Raw genomic sequence first — 17360 nt, forward strand, 5'->3', positions numbered from 1 at the left:
CGGTCCGCCCGGCGTCGGCACACCGCACGTTTCCTCACCCCGGCCTGTCGCCGCAACCCTTTTCACAGAATGTATGGCGCTTCACATCTCCCGGATCCTGCATGCCGGTTATGTCTTCGAATGCGAAGGCACGCGGATCGCCTTCGACACGATCTTCGAAAATCCCTTCAGCCGCAACTGCCACGCCTTCCCCGCGGTGCGCTTCGATCAGGCCAAGATCCGGCAGTTGCGCTTCGACGCCGTCTTCATCTCGCACTTCCACGACGACCACTGCTCGTTCGACAGCCTGGATCTGCTCGATCGCGCGACGCCGATCCACATCTACTGCCTGTTCGACGAACTGTTCGCCATGGTGCGCGAACTCGGTTTCGTCAACGTGCATGCCCTGAGGGTCGACCTGCCGGTGCAGGTCGGGCCGTTGACGGTGACGCCGCGCATCGCGATGGATCCGGACGTCGACTCGATGTTCCAGGTCGAAGCAGATGGCCTGAAGGTGCTCAACGTCGTCGATTCCTGGATCGACCCGGACACGCTGCCGGCGCTGGTCCAACACGGTCCGTGGGACATGGTGCTGTGGCCGTACCAAGCCATGCGCGAGATCGAGGTGCTGTCGCCCTCGCGCGCTTCTACCGCGCCAGAACACCTGCCAGCCGAATGGATCGCGCAGCTGCAGGCCTTAAGCCCGCGCTATATCGTGCCCAGCTCCTGCCAGTTCCTGCAGGAGAGCTGGTCCTGGTACAACCACGCCTTCTTCCCGATCAGCTATCGCCAGTTCGAAGCCGAGATCGGCGCCGCGCTGCCGGATGCGCGCGTGGTGCGCATGAATCCGTCGGTGTCGATGCGGCTCGACCGGGATGGGTTGACGCCCGCACCCAGCCTGGACTGGGTCGTCCCGGTTGGCGCGCAGGATGTCGATTACGACTACGATGCGCAAGCCTTGCCGCCGCCGACAAGCGAGATCGCGCGCCGCTTTCCGGCCTTGAGCGCGGAGCAGGCGGCGCATGTGGCCGAGTACTGCCGCAGCGGCCTGCTCGACAGATACCGCGACATGGAACTGCCCGAGGACAGCTTCTTCGAGCAGGCGCGCGTGTGGCGCCTGTCCGTATTCGATCACGAAGGAATGGCAACGCGCTACCACTACCGCGTGGAGAAAGACAGCATCGCGCCTGCCGCCGCCGATGCACTCCCCCTGTCCTGGAGCACCGACATCCCGACCGCCAAGCTGTACGCGGCTTTGGCCATGGGCGAGTCCCTCACCTCAATGTACATGCGGATCAACGACATGCGGTTCGACGACGCCACCGAAGCCGACCTCGCATCGGCTGAACTGGTGGACGACCCTTTGATCCGCTGCCTCTTCAACGACGCCTTTGGCGCCTATCAGGCCGCGCAACTGCGTCGGCTGAAAGAATCTGAATGACGATCACCATCCTGCCCTACCGGGCAAGCCTCGAGCAAGCCTGCGACTGGCTGGAACAGCAGCTCGAGACCCCCTGGACGCTCGCCGAGCTGATTGAACATGGCGTGACGCCCTATGTCTGGCTCGATTACGACGCCACTTACCCGGAGCTCTTCGGCGACGCCAACGGCGGCTATGCCGCGCCGATCTTCTTCGAGGGCGACACCGCGCGCCTGGCGGCCGGCAGCGACGACGTCCTGATCACGATAACGAAGGACGCCTACAAGATCGTGACCACCCTGCCCGCACCGGGCTTTCGGCGCAAGCTGCACGAACTGCGCTTCCTGAAGAAGGAACTGGAAAAGCTGGTCAAGACCGTCAGGCGCGCCGCCGAGCCGCCACCGGAACCGAAGGCAGCGAGCGAATCGACCTCAGGCATCTACAAGGAACAGGCGATCGCCGCCTTCGGCGCACTGGTAAAACTCGACCTCGATGCGGCCTTGACCGGCGCCGGCGGCATTTTTGGCGACGAGGGCGCGCGTATCAAGGCCAGCACGAAGAAGGCGAAGTCGAAGATCGTCTGGAATCCGGTCGTGCTGGCGCTCGGCCTGCACGACGTGCACCGGGTGCCGATGCGGGGCTTGACGCGCGCGTTCGAGACGCACGCGTTCCTCGATCCGTGGCATGCCGAGTGGGAGCGCAGCCTGGCGCTGCTGGGACACTAAGCGCCTATCCCTGTTCAGCACGCGGTCGGCTTCAACTTTTCCACTTCCAGACCGAAGAACGGACGCAGGCGCGTGCCGATCACGTTGCCGGCGAAGGCGAAGACAAGCCACAGCCAGCCGTGCAGGCTGCCCGACACGATGCCGCTGAAATACGCACCGATGTTGCAGCCATACGCAAGGCGGGCGCCGTAGCCGAGCAGCAGGCCACCGGCGACCGCGGCGATGATCGAGCGCAGCGGCAGGCGCCATACCGGCGCGTAACGACCGGCAAGCGCCGCTGCGAGCATCGCGCCGAGCACGATGCCGATGTCCATCACCGAGGTCACGTCGTGCGACACCGGCGCGGCGAGTGCCGCGGCGTTGGCTTTGGTCGACCAGTAGGCCCAGCTTGCGGTGTCGATCCCGATGGTCGACGCCGCTTTCGCGCCCCACAGCGCGAAGGCGGAGGTCACGCCCCACGGCCGGCCCGACAGCGCGAGCGTGGCGAAATTAAGCACCACCAGCGCGAGCGCGCCTGCCACCAGCGGCCACGGGCCATGCAGCCACGGCGAGCGGTGCGGCGGCTGCACGTGGGAGGCCACGAGCTTGCCATGGCGGCGCTTTTCGACGAGCACGGTGATCGCCGCGATCGCCGCGAACACGCTCCAGTTCAGCAGCAGCGCCGGCGTCAAGCCCAGGGTCTTGACGAGCGAGATGGGTTTCAGCTGGGGCAGCGACGTCCAGAACGGCATGTGGGCGGTGGCAATGACCGAGCCCGCGATGAAGGCGATCAGCGTCACGATCATGCGCGTGCTGCCGCCGCCGACCGTGTAGAGCGTGCCGGACGCGCAACCGCCGCCCAGCTGCATGCCGATGCCGAAGATGAAGGCGCCTACCATGACTGAAGTACCTGCCGGCGACACCAGGCCGGTGACGGGGTTGCCGAACAGCGTGCCGTTGGCCAGCGCCGGGAAGAACAGCGCCACGCCGACGGCGAGCATCAGCATCTGCGCGCGCAGGCCGGCACCGCGGCCATCGGCGATGAACACACGCCAGGCCGACGTGAAGCCGAAGGCGGCATGGTACAGCGCCAGGCCGAGCAGCGCGCCGACGACGAACAGCATTGCCTGGCGCGGGCCGACGGCGCCGCCCAGGTACCAGGCCCCGAGTACGATCAGGACCAGGGACACGCCAAGCGGGGTCGGGTTGATACCGGCGCCGGGACGCAGGGTGGGAGATACGGTAGTGGACATGGCGGAAGGCGGCAGGAGACGGGAAAGCGCACTATTTTCGCGCACTTCGCGGTTTCCTGCAGAGGACGGCTCCGTGTTGGCAATGAAACTGACTGCTGGGGTCAGGTCTGACACAGGGGGGATGTCAGACCTGACCCTAGCTGTGACGATCCTTTAGTTGTGAATATACTTCGCAAACACGTCACTGAAATCGCGCTTGGTGTGCGTATCGAGCATGGCCGTGTTCAAGGCCGCCAGCAGTTCGCCGAATTGGCTGACGAGACTGCCTGCGCCGGGCGCGATATTGAGCTTGTGCACGGAGGCCGTGGCATCCAGCGTACGCAGCGCATTGTCGCGCGACACCGCGTCCCGTTGCTGTTGCTTTCCGATGGTGATCAAGGCCTTGTAGATGTCCTTGAGTTGTTCGATGAAGGTCTTCTTGACGTCGATCGAGAACGCCGTGTTGTCCAGTTTGAACTTGAGCTCGATGTCCATGTCCAGCGTGCCGGCGGTCTCGATGCTGACGCCCGAAATCTGGTGCGAGGAATAATCGTAGCGCTTGATGGTGCGCTTCGACGAAACGGCGGAATCGCCATCCACGTGGATCAGCGCGAGGTTGGTGAAGCAGTATTCGTCTTTCTTGCTTTTGATAAGGAAGAAAATCTGTTCACCGTCCTCGCTGAACAGGTAATCGTCCGCATCGACCTTGCTGTAGTCCGCAGGACCGACGATGACACCGATATCGCTGATGCCCAGTGCTTCCGCCGCAAATTTCTTGAACATGATCGCCCTCGTAGTATGAAAGCAGCCAGATTAACATTGTTCAATTCTGCCAAGTACTCGTCGAGGGTAAGAACAATGGTATTTTTCAGCCTGGGGCGCAGGCCTCGAATGCCGCTTTCGCAGCCAGGAAACGCCGCAGCGCCGTTTCCGGATCGAGCCCGGCCATCACCAGGTTGATGACTTCCTTCTTGTCGCTCGAGGTGATGCTCTTGCAGGCATCGCGGTGCGCGCAGAAGTACGCGTACCAGGACACTTCGGCCGGACGCTCCTTGCGCGGTTTCCAGCGCGCCGGCACGCTCGCCTGCATGGCGCGCGCATAGTCGGCCAGCTTTGCCGGCAACTGCAACCAGTCGCAGGCCAGCACGGCGCGCTGCTCCGTTTCATGACCTGGCGCCAGTTGCGTCGACGCCGGATGCACGGCCAGGCACGCCAGATTCGGATACCCGTTCGCCTTGCAGAACTGAGCAACGAAGCGCAGCTTCATGCCGATACCCAGCACTTCGGCACGGCCCATCGCCGCATCCTTCGGGTCGAAAAAGCGCGCCAACTCGAGCAGATCCGCATAAGCAATCGGCGCACCCTCGGTCTTGTTCGCGTGCTGCACGAGTGCCAGGGTCAGGCGTGCGCCGATCTCGATATCGTTGAGCGTAAGCTGCTCGGCCGAGCCGGCAGGATCCGCCATCAGAACCATGCGTCCTGCATATCGAGCGTGGTGGTGTCGATCGTCTCCAGCAGGTCGAGCTGCTGCGCCGACTTCGGCAACTCCCAGTGGAAGAAGTAGCGGCAGGCCTGCAGCTTGCCGCGGTAGAAATCGTCATCCCCCGCCTTCGCCGCCACCAGCGCCTGCTCCAGCCACATCCAGGCGATCACCACATGCCCGACCGCTTCCAGGTACAGGCTCGCGTTCGCCAGGGTCTTGTTCATGTCCCCGGCGCCGTAGAGCGTCGCAGTGACTTTACCGATGCGCTGCCACAGCGTGTCGAGCTGGCCCGCATAGCCCTGCAGATCGGACGAATCGACCGCGCGCGCCTTGGCAATGGTCGCAGCCACCTCCTCGCCGACCGCCTTGAACAGTGCGCCCTGCTGGATCGACACCTTGCGTCCCAACAGGTCGAGTCCGTGGATGCCGTGCGTGCCTTCGTGGATCGGGTTCAGGCGGTTGTCGCGGTAGAACTGCTCGACATTGTATTCGCGCGTGTAGCCGTAGCCGCCGTGGACCTGGATCGCGAGACTATTCGCCTCCGTACACCATTGCGAAGGCCAGGACTTGGCGATCGGCGTCAGGAAGTCGAGCAGCATGCCGGCGCGCGCCTGCGCATCAAGCGACTCGCCCGTGCGCTGCTCGTCGACCAGTTTTGCGCAGTACAGGATCAGCGCCAGCGCGCCCTCGGTGTATGCCTTCTGCGCCAGCAGCATGCGCCGCACGTCGGTGTGTTCGATGATCGCTACCTGGGGCCTGGCCGGGTCCTTCTCGGCCGGAGGGCGTCCCTGTGGACGGTTGCGCGCATAGTCGAGCGCGTGCAGGTAGCCGGTCACGCCCAGCACGGTGGCGCCGAGACCGACGCCGATGCGCGCCTCGTTCATCATGTGGAACATGTTGGCCAGGCCCTTGTGCGGCTCGCCGACCAGGTAGCCGATGGCGCCCGCCTTCCCCGCCGGCTTGAATTTCCCCTCGCCGAAATTGAGCAGGCAGTTGGTCGTGCCGCGGTTACCCATCTTGTGGTTCAGGCCCGCCAGCGCGATGTCGTTGCGCTCGCCGAGCGAACCGTCCTCGTTCACCAGCAACTTGGGCACGATGAACAGCGAAATGCCTTTTACACCCGGGATCAGCTTGCCGTCCGGGCCGGGAATCTTGGCCAGCACCAAGTGCACGATATTCTCGGCGAGCTCGTGTTCGCCTGCCGAGATCCACATCTTGTTGCCCCTCAGGCGATACTGGCGCTCGCCCTCCGGGCCGTCGACCAGTTCAGGTTCGGCGCGGGTGGTGATGTCCGACAGGCTGGAGCCTGCCTGCGGTTCGGACAGGCACATGGTGCCGAAAAAACGGCCCGCCAACTGGGGCCGCACGAAGCGCTCGACCTGGCGCGGCGTCGCCGTTTTCAGCAACGTGTTCGCATTGCCCATCGTGAGGAAGGTGTAGGCCGAGGTCGCCACGTTCGCCGCCGTGAACCAGGCGGCGATTGCCTTCTCCACCACGCAGGGCAGCTGCATGCCCTCGTACTCGACATCCTGGCCCGCCGCCATGAAACCGGCCGCGCAGAAAGCGTCGAGCGCGGTTTTCACTTCGGGGATGATCGTGACTCGCTCGCCATCGAAATGCGGCTCGTTGGCATCGCTCTTCTTGTTATGCGTGGCGAACAGGTCGGTCGCGATCTGCTCGGCGGTATCGAGGGCCGCATTGAACGTTTCGCGGCTGTGGTCCTGGTAGCGCGCGCGCGCCGTCAAGGCGTCGACGCCTAGCCATTCGTAGAGGAGAAAATCGATGTCGCGGCGGTTCAGGATGGTCGATTGCATGGTGTCCCTTTTATTGTCGTTCGGTCCATTGCAAGGATAACCGATCCGTCCGCGCCGTGCGACCTGCGGGCGACAGCGTGCCAATGGGAGCGCGCGTTCTGGGCTATAGTTATCGACACGACCACCTGTCCGCGCCCTGCCCTTCGGGCGCCGACCACACTTTTTTGAGCCGATACCATGATCCAACCAACCGCGCCCGATACCGCCCTCCCCCTCGACATGATCATTTTCGGCGGCATGGGCGACCTGGCCATGCGCAAGCTGCTGCCGGCGCTGTACATGGCTTACCTGCACGGCAACCTGCCGCCGTCGACCCGCATCCTGTCCACCGGACGCCAGGAACTCGCGCGCGAGGCGTATCTCGCCCATGTGGAGGAGCATTCGCGTTCCTTCATCGCGTCCGAGAACTTCAACGACAAGACCTGGGACGGCTTCCTGCAGGTGCTCGAATACGTGGTGCTCGACGTCCAGGCCGCGCCCGACTTCGCGGCGCTCGGCGCAGCGTCCCGGCCCGGCGCCCAGCGCGTCTTCTATCTGGCGACCGCGCCCTCGCTGTTCACGCTGATCTGCGAAAAACTCGCGGGCGCCGGACTGGTCGACACCAACGCGCGCGTGGTGCTGGAAAAACCGCTCGGGCGCGACCTCGCAACGGCGGTCGAGATCAACGAGGCGGTCGGCCGCCATTTTGCCGAGTCGCAGATCTACCGGATCGACCATTACCTCGGCAAGGAGACGGTGCAGAACCTGATGGTGCTGCGTTTCGGGAACTCGATCCTCGAACCCATCTGGCGCGCGCCGAACATCTCGAGCGTGCAGATCACGGTAGCCGAGGAAGTCGGCGTGGGCAGCCGCGCGGGCTTTTACGACAGCACCGGGGCGATGCGCGACATGGTCCAGAACCACCTGCTGCAACTGCTGTGCATCGTGGCGATGGAGCCGCCCACGTCGCTCTCGCCGGACGCGGTGCGCGACGAAAAACTCAAGGTGCTGCGCTCGCTGCGCCGTTTTGGCCTGGCCGACATCGCGCGCGACACGGTGCGCGGGCAGTACGGCCATGGCGTCAGCGGCAACCAGGAAGTGGCCGGTTACCTGGAAGAGCGCAACGTGCCGCCGGAGACGACGACCGAGACCTTCGTCGCGCTGCGCGCCCACGTCGATACCTGGCGCTGGTCGAAGGTGCCGTTCTACCTGCGCACAGGTAAACGCATGGCGCGCCGCTCCTCGAAGATCGTCATCGAATTCGCAAATCCTCCCTTCCCGCTGTTCCCGAGCACCGTTGGTGGTGTCGCGAACCGCCTGGTCATCGAATTGCAGCCGGAAGAAGCCATCAAGCTGCAAATCATGGCCAAGGAACCCGGCAGCGGCATGCACATGCAGCAGGTGGCGCTGAACCTGGACCTGCAATCGGCCTTCCAGCAGCGCCGCGCCGAAGCCTACGAACGCCTGCTCATCGACGTCGTGCGCGGCCGCCTGACCCACTTCATGCGCCGCGACGAACTGGAAGCGGCGTGGGCATGGGCCGATCCGATCATCGACGGCTGGGGCGTGCTGGGCGAAAAGCCGCATGCCTACGCCGCCGGATCGTGGGGGCCGCCGGAGTCGTTCGCACTGCTGGCGCGCGACGGCTTCAGCTGGGTGGAATAAACCGCCCCCACGCTCCACACCGCGACTGCGGTCGCTCGCTCGCCCTCCCCCCTGTCACCACCATCGCCCCCCCCCCCGGCATCAGCCGGCGCGGGGGCCGACCCGCTTCGCCCTTCCCCACCTGGCTTTCATACGCCGACCAAGATTCTGCCGCTGTAATTTACAAAAAGAAAATATTTACTTGCGCCAAGTGTAATTTCAGCAATACTATCGCTGTCGCGTCCTTGCATTGTTTGCATCGAACGCCGCCTTCCACGGGGCGTACCGGCAGAACCTGAAAAAAGAAGAACGCAAGAACACACCGAATTCCAAACCAGTCGCGAAAGGACATTGCATGAGCTTGAAAGCCTCGACCCCGCCGGATAACGGCGGGCTGCAACAGATGCGCACTTCCCCGGGCAAGCCACGCTTTCTCGCTCTGTGCGTTGCACTGGCCTTTTCCGCCGCGGCGCCGCTCGCGCTGGCGGCCGCGGCCGATGCGCCGGCAGCATCGAACCAGCGCGCAGCACCGTTCTGGCAGGACGTTGCCCTGCCGGCCGCCGCGACCGGCAGGGCATTGACGAAATCGTCGGCCGGTGCAACCTCCGGCACCGCGGCCAGAACACCGGCGCTCAAGCTCAAGCGCTTGCGCGGCGCCGTGCTGGACATGGCCGGCATGCAGTCGCTGACGGCCGGCGCGCCATCCGAGCGCAGCAGCCGCGCGATGGCCAGCCCCTTGACGATCGACCTGCCGCACCCGGACGGCGGCTACCAGCGCTTCACGCTGGTCGAATCGTCGATCATGGAGCCGGGCCTGGCCGCGAAACACCCGAACATCAAAACCTACAAGGGCCGGGGCATAGACGACCCCGGCGCGACGCTGCGCATGGACATCACGCCGCTCGGCCTGCACGCCTCGGTGCGTTCCCCGCGCGGCGGCTGGTATGTCGACCCCTACTATCACCTCGACACCAGCCTGTACGCCAGCTACAGCCGTGCCGACCTGATCAACCAGCACGGCCCACTGGTCGAGCGCGCGGCTCCCGAAGCGCAACTCTCCCTGTCGCGCTCCTTCTACAAGGAAGGCGAAGCGGTCGACGTGCGCGGCTCGGGCTTCGCGCCCGGCGCCAGCGTCCGCCTGAGCGTGCGCGGCGAGGATGACGCGCCGGCGCTGCAAAGCGCGACCGCCACGGCCGACCAGAACGGCGCCATCGCCGTTACGCTGCCGGGTGGCGCAACGCGCAGTGGCGCCTTTGAAGTCAGCGCCACCTCCGGCGAGCAGACCGGCGCCGCGCCGTTTCGCGTAGTCGACGGTGAGCTGGCCCCGAATGCGGCCGTCGGCGGCAACCTGCGCACCTACCGCCTGGCACTGGTTACCGACCCGACCTACGCGGACTATTTCGGCGGCGGCGCCAACGTCACCGCGGCCAAGGTCACCCTGATCAACCGTGTCACCCAGATCTACGAGGACGAAACCTCGATCCGCCTGGTCCTGATCGACGCCACGGATGCGCTGAACCTGAATACCGCGGCCGAGATGACGGGCGCGAACGGGCCGTGCGGCGGTGCTGCCTGCTACACCGCTGCCCAGGCATCGGGCTGCGTCAGCTCCACGCTGACGCGCAACCGCGTCGTCACCGGCCTGCTCGCCGGCGCCGGCAACTTCGACATCGGCCACATCGCCTTCGGCCTGGATGGCGGCGGCGTCGCCAGCCTGGGCGTCGTCGGCGCCAACGCCAAGGCGCAGGGCTGCACCGGCCTGCCGCAGCCGACCGGCGACTTCTTCGCGGTCGACTATGTGGCGCACGAGCTGGGCCACCAGTTTGCGGGCAACCACACCTTCAATGGCACCGTCGGCAGCTGCAGCGGCGGCAACCGCAACCAGACTACCTCGGTCGAAAACGGCAGCGGCTCGTCAATCATGGCCTACGCCGGGATCTGCGGCAGCGACAACCTGCAGAGCCACAGCGATCCGTACTGGTCGCAGCGCAGCTTCGACGAGATCGTTGCCCTGACCTCGAGCGCTGAAAGTACCCTCAATGAAGTCCAGATCGCTGCGCTGACGGGCTTCAACGCAGACGGAAAGCAGTTCCAGGTCGGCTTCAACGGCGCTTTCTCGGCGCCTGTCGTGCGCGGCACGAACTATACAACCGCCGGCGTCAAGGCCGCGATCGAAGGCATCGCCGGCTGGCCGGCCGGCGCCACGGCCACCGTGTCGGCCCTGAACGACACGGCGTTCACCGTCACCTTCGGCGGCACGCTGGCAGGCGTGAATGTGGCGCCACTGCAGCTGGCGAATTGCACCCCGGGCTGCAGCGGCTTCTTCGGCGAAATCACGGTCGGCGGCTTGACCACGCGCCGCGGCGCCGTCTCCGGCGACGGCAACACGGCGCCAACCGTGACCGTCCCGGGCAGCTATGCCATTCCCGTACGCACGCCTTTCGCGCTGACCGGGGGCGCCGTCGACGGCGACGACGATCCGCTCACCTACCTGTGGGAGCAGAACGACCGCGGCGCCGTGACCGGCACCAGCTTGATCAGCAATACCAAGCTCAATGGTCCGCTGTTCCGCCAGTTCGGCACGCGCGCGGTGGTCACCAACGCGCAAACGCTCGAGTACAACTCGGCCGGTGAGAACCAGGCCACCAATGACCCGACGCGGGTTTTCCCCGACATGGCGCAGATCCTGGCGAACAACACCAACGCGCTCAGCGGAGTCTGCCCCACTGCCAGCACGACGCCTACTGTTGCCCAGATCGAGTGCTTCTCGGAGTACCTGCCGACCGCAGCCTACGTCGGCGTCGCCGGTGTGAATGCCGCGCCGGCCTCGCTGAACTTCAAGATGACGGCGCGCGACGGCCGCGGTGGCGTCAACAGCGGCACCACGACCCTGGTGCTGGCGCCAGGAGCAGGACCCTTCCTGGTGACCGCGCCGAATACGGCGCTGACGCTCGACAGCGGCGCGCCGCTGACGGTGACCTGGAACGTGGCCAACACCAACGCAGCCCCGGTGAACACCGCAAGCGTGAAGATCACCTTATCGAGCGACGGTGGCAAGACCTGGCCCCATGTCTTGGCCGAATCTGTCCCGAACAGCGGCAGCGCAAGCGTCAAGTTGCCGGCGGTCGTCACGCAGGCGGCGCGCATCAAGGTCGAAGCCGTCGGCAACGTGTTCTTCGACGTCTCGAACGCGGACTTCGCGATTCGCCTCGGGGGCGATGCGAATGGCGACGGCGCGGTCGATTGCGCCGACCTGGCCGTGGTGAAGGCGTCGATCGGCAAGCGCACGGGCCAGGCCGGCTTCGACCCACGCGCCGACGTGACCGGCGACGGCATGGTCGATATCCGCGACGTCGCGTACGTGGCGCAGCGCCTGCCGAAAGGTACCGCCTGCAGCTAAGCAACCTGGCCGGCCGGATGAGCTCATCCGGCCGGCATTCAACAAGCTTCATTTTAAGGACGAATCAATGATCAAGTGGAAAACCTGCCTCGCCGCCGCCCTGCTGGCCGCCTCCTCCCAATCCTGGGCAGCGCCCATCCTGACGGCCGAGGCCACGCCGAATCCGGCCACGCTCGGCTCGGCGGTGGACGTCGACGTGCGCATTGCCGACATCGCCGACCTGTACGCCTACGGGTTCACGGTGAACTACAACGCCAACCTGCTGCGGGCCATCAATATCACCGAGGGCGCTTTTCTCGGCAGCGCCGGCACGACCTACAGCTACGGCGGGGACATCGACAATACGGCAGGCACCATCTCGTTCATTTTCAATTCGCTGATCGGCCCGATCCCTGGCGCCTCCGGCAGCGGCAGCCTGGCGCAGGTCCGTTTCGAGGCGATCGGCAACGGCAGCGCGGCGCTGTCGTTCTCCGACCTGGTATTCCTCGACAGCGCACTGGCCGATATCGCCGTCGATACCGGCACGCTGCAAGTGGGCGTCGTGCCCGAGCCTGCCAGCTACATGCTGTTCGGGATTGGCCTGATCGGCGCCGCAGCGCTGCGCCGCCGTTCGCAGGCGGTGCGCGGCTGAGACCAGCCGCGGATATCATCAACCAGGCGGCGCCGGCGCAATGAGCGCCATCCCGCGATGCTGCACGAAGCCCCTGATCTCAGGGGCTTTTTTACGTCCCCGGGTATGGACGCGATATCATGACGGGTTACACCCATAAAGGCAGGAATCGTGTTTGATGTTCTCTCGCTCGACATGGGCGCCGCCATGAAGACCCTCGTGCTCACGCTCGACCTGGTCGGCACCTTCGTCTTCGCCCTCAGCGGCGCCACCGCCGGCGCCCGGCGCCGCCTCGACATCTTCGGCGTGCTGGTGCTGTCGTTTGTCGCCGCCAATTCCGGCGGCATCGTGCGCGACCTCCTGATCGGCGCCACCCCGCCGGCCGCGATCAGCGACTGGCGCTACCTCGCCGTCTCGCTGCTGGCGGGGGTCGTGATCTTTTTCTGGTACCCGGTCATCAACCGCCTGCGCTCCCCGGTCCTGTTTTTCGACAGCGTCGGCCTGGCGCTGTTTTGCGTGGCCGGCGCCCAGAAGGCGCTGGTGTATGGCCTGGAGCCCGTGATGGCGGCGCTGCTCGGCATGCTGACCGGGATTGGCGGCGGCATCGCGCGCGACGTGCTGCTCTCGAACGTGCCGGCCGTCTTCAGGTCCGACATCTATGCGGTCGCGGCGCTGGCCGGCGCCTCGGTGGTGGTGGTGGGCGACGCACTGCAGCTGCCGACCACGGCCACCGCGGTTGCCGGCGCGCTGCTGTGCTTCGGCCTGCGCATGGTGGCGGTCCGGTATGACTGGCACCTGCCACACGCACGCGTGCCGGAACACGGGGGTAGCCAGCGCGAAGCCGATGAGCGGGACGATAACCGCTGAGGCCTGCGTATCAGGCCGGCCGGCCACCCAGCGCCAGCGGCAGCGTGCGCGACCACCGGTTCGACGACAGTGAAAACGTCAGCGAACGCACCTGGTGGTACCACCCGGCCGGCACGTACAGCAGGTCCCCCGGTTCGACGACGATCTCCAATAGCGCCGCCTGGCGCGCCAGCGGGAAGCGTGCGAAGTCCGGCGCTTCCGGATCGAACGGAGAGCCGAACAGCAGCGCGTTCGCCTCGACCGGGTAGAGGAATGCGTCGTGGTGTGGGGGCGCCAGGAAGATCCGCTTCGAACCCCAGACCTGCACGAAGATGTTGTCGTCGTAGTCCGCATGCAGCGGCGTCACCGTGCCGGCCGGCCCGAGCCAGAAACGCGGCGGGCCGGGCTTCGCAAAAAAGGCCGGCCAGTGGCAGAAGCGGTTCAGTTCGCGCAATTCCAGGTTGCCGAGATACGGCGGCAGGCCTTCGGCGCCGCCTGCCGCCAGGTCGAGATATTCCAGCATCGACATGTCCTGCATCGCCCGGTCCGGCGCAAACGCCGTGTTGACGTAATCGCCGACGCGGGCACGCACAGGCACTGCACTGAAGCGCTCGCGCAGGGTGTCCGGCGTGAGCTCTGCGAGCGGCCAGCGCGCGGCCAGACCGGGAACCAGGAATGGCAGCCCCCGGGCGGCGCGTTCGAGGAAGGCCGCTGCGCCCAGCTTGCCGACGCGCGGCACCTGCGTGATCAGCGGGAGCTGCCGTGCGGCGTCCTTGATCGCTGCGCGCATCGCATCGATCGAGGTGACGCCGCGCATCTCGGCATCGCGGCGCTCGCGGGCGGCCTTTTTCGCGAGGGCGTCCGCGCCGGCCGTCGCATGCAACCTTGGTGGCAAGCGCGCCAAAGCGCTCCCTCCTGCAGGTTCTCCAATGGACGCTGCTGGATCGTTCTTCTCTACCATTCGCTTTTACAGAGCTCTTGCATCATTCTAGATCCAGCAGATTGTACCGGGCAGGAGGATAGCGTATACGCAGAAAATTCCCCAAGCGTGCAATGGCGCTACCGTCTGCCGCAACTGCGCACAATACCTTACATGTGGTTTCTACCCGACTGGCCGGCAGCCCTCACCCGCGCGCTATTTTTTTCATGAACCAAGTCGCCTGGTCTATCGAAAATGGCAGGCCCTGGTGCTGCCTGCATGGAAGCGGGCGACACCTCCAGCCCGGCTGAGTCGCCCCCACCTTGGTCGCGAATTTTTGTTCGACTGCCTGGTTGGTGGAATTCTCTGACATCAGTACCGAAGTCCTTGGCGGTTGAATATCGGGGCTATTTTGAATTACACGTTGGTTAGTTACATTTTTTGATTGAACGGCGCTCGACGTTGACGGCACGGCGGCTAGCGCCCGTTACTGATCCCGGGAACCCCTGAGCCGTCAAGTCAGCATCGACGGCCGCGTCCGCGAATCAATCCGGAACGTCGTCAGTGCCAGGCCTTGCGGCCGCGCAAACCAGGAATCGCCCGGGCCAAGCCATCAAACATCATGGCACCCTGCCCCGCCAGCCACCCGGTTTACGACGCCAGCAAATGCGGCCCGATCTCACGCACCGATTTCACGCCGGTGAGCACCATGTTCGTGCGCAGGTCCTTCTCCATGATGGCGAGCAGCTGTTCGACCCCGGCCTGGCCGCCGGTGGCCAGGGCGTACACAAAGGCCCGTCCCAGCAGGACCCCGTCGGCGCCGAGCGCGAGCATGCGGAACACGTCGGTCCCGGTGCGCACGCCGCCATCGGCGAAGATCGCCAGCTTGCCCTTGACCGCCTCGGCGATCGCCGGCAGCACCCGCGCCGAGGACAGGGTGCCGTCGAGCTGGCGGCCGCCATGGTTCGAGACGACGATGCCGTCGGCGCCGAAAGCGAGCGCGTCGCGCGCATCCATCGGGTCGAGGATGCCCTTCAACACCAGCTTGCCCTGCCACTCGTCGCGGATCCATTGCAGGTCTTGCCATGCGATGTCGGGATCGAAATTCGCCCCGAGCCAGCCGATGTAGTCGGTCAGGCCCGTGGCGTGACCGCGGTAGGCGGTGATGTTGCCGAGATCATGAGGACGCCCGTGCACGCCGACATCCCAGGCCCAGCGCGGATGCAGCATGGCCTGCAGCACGCGCCGCAGCGGACCGTTGGCGCCGCTCATGCCGCTGTGGGCATCGCGGTAGCGGTTGCCCGGCACCGGCATGTCGACCGTGAAGACCAGGGTCCGCGCGCCCAGTTCCCAGGCGCGCCGCATCACGTCGCGCATGAATGCGCGGTCCTTCAGCACGTACAGCTGGAACCAGATCGGCCTGGATGCCTGCGCCGCCACTTCGGCCAGCGAACACACCGACACCGTCGACTGGATGAAAGGAATCGAGCGACTGCAGGCCGCGCGCACGGCCTGCACTTCGCCGCGCCGCGCATACATGCCAGCCAGGCCGATCGGCGCCAGGGCGATCGGCAGCGCGTACTGCTCGCCGAAATAGTCCACGTCCAGTTCGAGCTTGTCGGAGCCGCGCAGCACCCGCTGGCGCAGCTTGACTGCCTGCAGGTCCTCGACATTGCTGCGCAGCGTCTGCTCGGCGCCGGCGCCGCCATCAAGATAGTGGAACAGGAAGGGCGGCAGCTTGCGCCTGGCGGCCTCGCGGAAGTCGGTTGCGGACGAAATGATCATGGAGAGTCGGCAGTTCGGGTGGTTGTTCAGCTTAGGGTAACACGTGCCCGTCCGGCAACACCCGCAGCGCTGCTCAATCCAGCGCCCGATTGCGCGACTCGACGTCGACACAGGCGATCGCCAGCGCGCCGACGACCAGCAAGAGCGCCAGCATGGCCAGCGACAGCGTGAAGTGCGTCGCCATCACCGGCGCGATGAGCGTCGGCGCGAACAGGCCGCCGAAGCGCGCCACTGCCCCGGCCATGCCCATCCCGCTGGCACGCAGCTCGGTCGGGTAGACCTCGGGTGTGAAGGCATACAGCGCGCCCCAGGTGCCGAGCAGCGCAAAGCTCATCAAGAGTGTCGATCCCACAACGACCGCCGTCGAACTGCCGAAGCTGTAGAACATGCAGCCGACGGCGCTGAGCAACAGGAAGCCGATCAGGGTCGGTTTGCGCCCCCAACGCTCGACGCCGTACGCCGACAAGGCGAAGCCCGGCAACTGCACCACGGCCAGCAGAATCAGGAACTCCTGGCCGCGCATGAAGCCGAATCCCTCGCCGGCGAGTTTCACCGGCAGGTAGACGAAAATGCCGTAATAGGCGATTGAAATGAGCGCCCAGGCCACGCACAGCGCGATGCTGCGGCGGCGCAGGATGCCGGAGAATAATGCCGAGAGCGAGCGCTGCACGGGCGCATCGGGCTGCAATGGCGGAATCGTCACCTTCCGGCCATTCACGGCGGCGACCCGTGCCAGCACGGCGCGCGCCTGCTCCGACTTGCCGCTGCGATTGAGGTACATGGGCGACTCGGGGATGTACAGGCGCAGCATGACCCCGACCAGGGCCGGCAGCCCGGTCACGAAAAAGATCAGGCGCCAGGCATCAGGCCCCCAGCTCACCGCCACCAGGGCCAGCACCGCCAGCAGGATGGTGCCGACCGCCCAGAAGGATTCGAGCAGCACCAGCCAGCGCCCGCGCCGGTCGCTCGGTAAAAACTCGGCCATCATCGTGTAGTCCACCGGCAGCGTGCCGCCCACGCCGATACCGGTCATGAAGCGCAGCACGAGCAGCCAGGTGAAGTCGGGGGCAAAGGCGGAGGCCACGCCGAAGCAGGCGTCGAGCACGACCGCCGCCATGAGCACCGGCCGGCGCCCGATGCGGTCGGCCAGGCGCCCGAAGGCGAAGGCGCCGAGCAGCATCCCGACGAAGAACAGGGTCCCGGTCTGGAGCGCCTGCGGCACCCCGATGCCGAAGGTCTTCGCAATCGACGGTGCGGAAAAGCCGATCGAGAGCACCTGCATGGCGTCGGCCATCCAGACCAGTCCAAAAATCATGAAGAGGCGGTACTGGAACTTGCCGACGCCCGCGGTCTGAATGCCCTGCTCTACCGTGATCGGCAATGTCGACATCGTGTTTTTCCTTGAATTGAGTTTTTCTAATGTTTTACCGCGCGATTCAGCGGGGCTTCACCGGAACGCGGGTGCATTGGCAAAGCAAGCGCCAGTGTGCACAAGAGTGCTGTTGCGAACAGTGCAGTGGGATACATAGGTGCAACAAAAAAGCC

Annotated in this window: 13 protein-coding genes; 6 read left to right on the forward strand and 7 right to left on the reverse strand. The window is 65.5% G+C overall.

The genetic code is table 11. The features are described 5' to 3' along the window. Positions 1–73 precede the first annotated feature (73 nt). Both ACHAC9_RS02560 and ACHAC9_RS02565 read left to right on the forward strand, forming a co-directional pair. Positions 74–1420 (forward strand): MBL fold metallo-hydrolase, encoded by a 1347-nt coding sequence (locus tag ACHAC9_RS02560; protein WP_435756830.1) that lies wholly within the window; start codon positions 74–76, stop codon positions 1418–1420. Beyond that, positions 1417–2124 (forward strand): hypothetical protein, encoded by a 708-nt coding sequence (locus ACHAC9_RS02565; protein ID WP_435756832.1) that lies wholly within the window; start codon positions 1417–1419, stop codon positions 2122–2124. The genes ACHAC9_RS02560 and ACHAC9_RS02565 overlap by 4 nt, the downstream gene beginning before the upstream one ends. A gap of 14 nt (positions 2125–2138) precedes the next feature. Here ACHAC9_RS02565 and ACHAC9_RS02570 read toward each other — a convergent pair whose 3' ends face one another. The 4 genes from ACHAC9_RS02570 to ACHAC9_RS02585 form a co-directional block, all read right to left on the reverse strand. Then, positions 2139–3356 (reverse strand): YeeE/YedE family protein, encoded by a 1218-nt coding sequence (locus ACHAC9_RS02570; protein WP_435756834.1) that lies wholly within the window; start codon positions 3354–3356, stop codon positions 2139–2141. Positions 3357–3509: 153 nt separating this feature from the next. Then, on the reverse strand, positions 3510–4118 hold the full coding sequence (locus ACHAC9_RS02575) for a PH domain-containing protein (RefSeq protein WP_435756836.1): 609 nt from the start codon (positions 4116–4118) through the stop codon (positions 3510–3512). Between the two features lie 85 nt (positions 4119–4203). Next, a complete protein-coding gene (locus ACHAC9_RS02580; protein ID WP_435756838.1) occupies positions 4204–4809 on the reverse strand; it encodes a hypothetical protein in 606 nt (201 codons plus the stop codon). Further along, on the reverse strand, positions 4800–6632 hold the full coding sequence (locus ACHAC9_RS02585) for an acyl-CoA dehydrogenase (RefSeq protein ID WP_435756840.1): 1833 nt from the start codon (positions 6630–6632) through the stop codon (positions 4800–4802). The genes ACHAC9_RS02580 and ACHAC9_RS02585 overlap by 10 nt, the downstream gene beginning before the upstream one ends. A 177-nt stretch (positions 6633–6809) precedes the next feature. On the opposite strand from ACHAC9_RS02585, the gene zwf reads away from it, so the two are divergent. From zwf to ACHAC9_RS02605, 4 genes are all read left to right on the forward strand, one after another. Next, positions 6810–8276 (forward strand): glucose-6-phosphate dehydrogenase, encoded by a 1467-nt coding sequence (gene zwf, locus ACHAC9_RS02590; RefSeq protein ID WP_435756842.1) that lies wholly within the window; start codon positions 6810–6812, stop codon positions 8274–8276. Positions 8277–8610: 334 nt separating this feature from the next. Next, positions 8611–11655 carry a M12 family metallo-peptidase gene (locus ACHAC9_RS02595; RefSeq protein WP_435756843.1) on the forward strand — a complete coding sequence of 1015 codons (3045 nt, stop codon included), beginning with the start codon at positions 8611–8613 and terminating at the stop codon, positions 11653–11655. A gap of 67 nt (positions 11656–11722) precedes the next feature. Further along, positions 11723–12286, forward strand: a complete 564-nt coding sequence (locus ACHAC9_RS02600) for a cohesin domain-containing protein (RefSeq protein ID WP_435756845.1) — start codon at positions 11723–11725, stop codon at positions 12284–12286. Between the two features lie 150 nt (positions 12287–12436). After that, positions 12437–13132 carry a trimeric intracellular cation channel family protein gene (locus tag ACHAC9_RS02605; RefSeq protein WP_435756847.1) on the forward strand — a complete coding sequence of 232 codons (696 nt, stop codon included), beginning with the start codon at positions 12437–12439 and terminating at the stop codon, positions 13130–13132. Positions 13133–13142: 10 nt separating this feature from the next. On the opposite strand, the gene ACHAC9_RS02610 is transcribed toward ACHAC9_RS02605, so the two are convergent. The 3 genes from ACHAC9_RS02610 to ACHAC9_RS02620 form a co-directional block, all read right to left on the reverse strand. Continuing rightward, positions 13143–14072 carry a cupin-like domain-containing protein gene (locus ACHAC9_RS02610; protein ID WP_435756849.1) on the reverse strand — a complete coding sequence of 310 codons (930 nt, stop codon included), beginning with the start codon at positions 14070–14072 and terminating at the stop codon, positions 13143–13145. Between the two features lie 609 nt (positions 14073–14681). After that, positions 14682–15815: an FMN-dependent L-lactate dehydrogenase LldD gene (lldD, locus tag ACHAC9_RS02615; protein ID WP_435756851.1), complete on the reverse strand. Its 1134-nt coding sequence runs from the start codon at positions 15813–15815 to the stop codon at positions 14682–14684. A gap of 73 nt (positions 15816–15888) precedes the next feature. Continuing rightward, positions 15889–17205, reverse strand: coding sequence for an MFS transporter (locus ACHAC9_RS02620; RefSeq protein ID WP_435756852.1), 1317 nt, complete (start codon positions 17203–17205; stop codon positions 15889–15891). Between the last annotated feature and the right edge of the window lie 155 nt (positions 17206–17360).

Source organism: Massilia sp. CMS3.1 (genome assembly GCF_051262535.1).
Lineage (GTDB): Bacteria > Pseudomonadota > Gammaproteobacteria > Burkholderiales > Burkholderiaceae_D > Telluria.

What these genes read in the sequence shown, in the direction of transcription:
- ACHAC9_RS02620 (WP_435756852.1), bottom strand. Translation starts at nt 17,205, where the DNA reads ATGTCGACATTGCCGATCACGGTAGAGCAGGGCATTCAGACCGCGGGC.
- ACHAC9_RS02565 (WP_435756832.1), top strand. Translation starts at nt 1,417, where the DNA reads ATGACGATCACCATCCTGCCCTACCGGGCAAGCCTCGAGCAAGCCTGC.
- ACHAC9_RS02560 (WP_435756830.1), top strand. Translation starts at nt 74, where the DNA reads ATGGCGCTTCACATCTCCCGGATCCTGCATGCCGGTTATGTCTTCGAA.
- ACHAC9_RS02600 (WP_435756845.1), top strand. Translation starts at nt 11,723, where the DNA reads ATGATCAAGTGGAAAACCTGCCTCGCCGCCGCCCTGCTGGCCGCCTCC.
- lldD (WP_435756851.1), bottom strand. Translation starts at nt 15,815, where the DNA reads ATGATCATTTCGTCCGCAACCGACTTCCGCGAGGCCGCCAGGCGCAAG.
- ACHAC9_RS02575 (WP_435756836.1), bottom strand. Translation starts at nt 4,118, where the DNA reads ATGTTCAAGAAATTTGCGGCGGAAGCACTGGGCATCAGCGATATCGGT.
- ACHAC9_RS02595 (WP_435756843.1), top strand. Translation starts at nt 8,611, where the DNA reads ATGAGCTTGAAAGCCTCGACCCCGCCGGATAACGGCGGGCTGCAACAG.
- ACHAC9_RS02580 (WP_435756838.1), bottom strand. Translation starts at nt 4,809, where the DNA reads ATGGTTCTGATGGCGGATCCTGCCGGCTCGGCCGAGCAGCTTACGCTC.
- ACHAC9_RS02585 (WP_435756840.1), bottom strand. Translation starts at nt 6,632, where the DNA reads ATGCAATCGACCATCCTGAACCGCCGCGACATCGATTTTCTCCTCTAC.
- zwf (WP_435756842.1), top strand. Translation starts at nt 6,810, where the DNA reads ATGATCCAACCAACCGCGCCCGATACCGCCCTCCCCCTCGACATGATC.
- ACHAC9_RS02610 (WP_435756849.1), bottom strand. Translation starts at nt 14,072, where the DNA reads ATGGTAGAGAAGAACGATCCAGCAGCGTCCATTGGAGAACCTGCAGGA.
- ACHAC9_RS02570 (WP_435756834.1), bottom strand. Translation starts at nt 3,356, where the DNA reads ATGTCCACTACCGTATCTCCCACCCTGCGTCCCGGCGCCGGTATCAAC.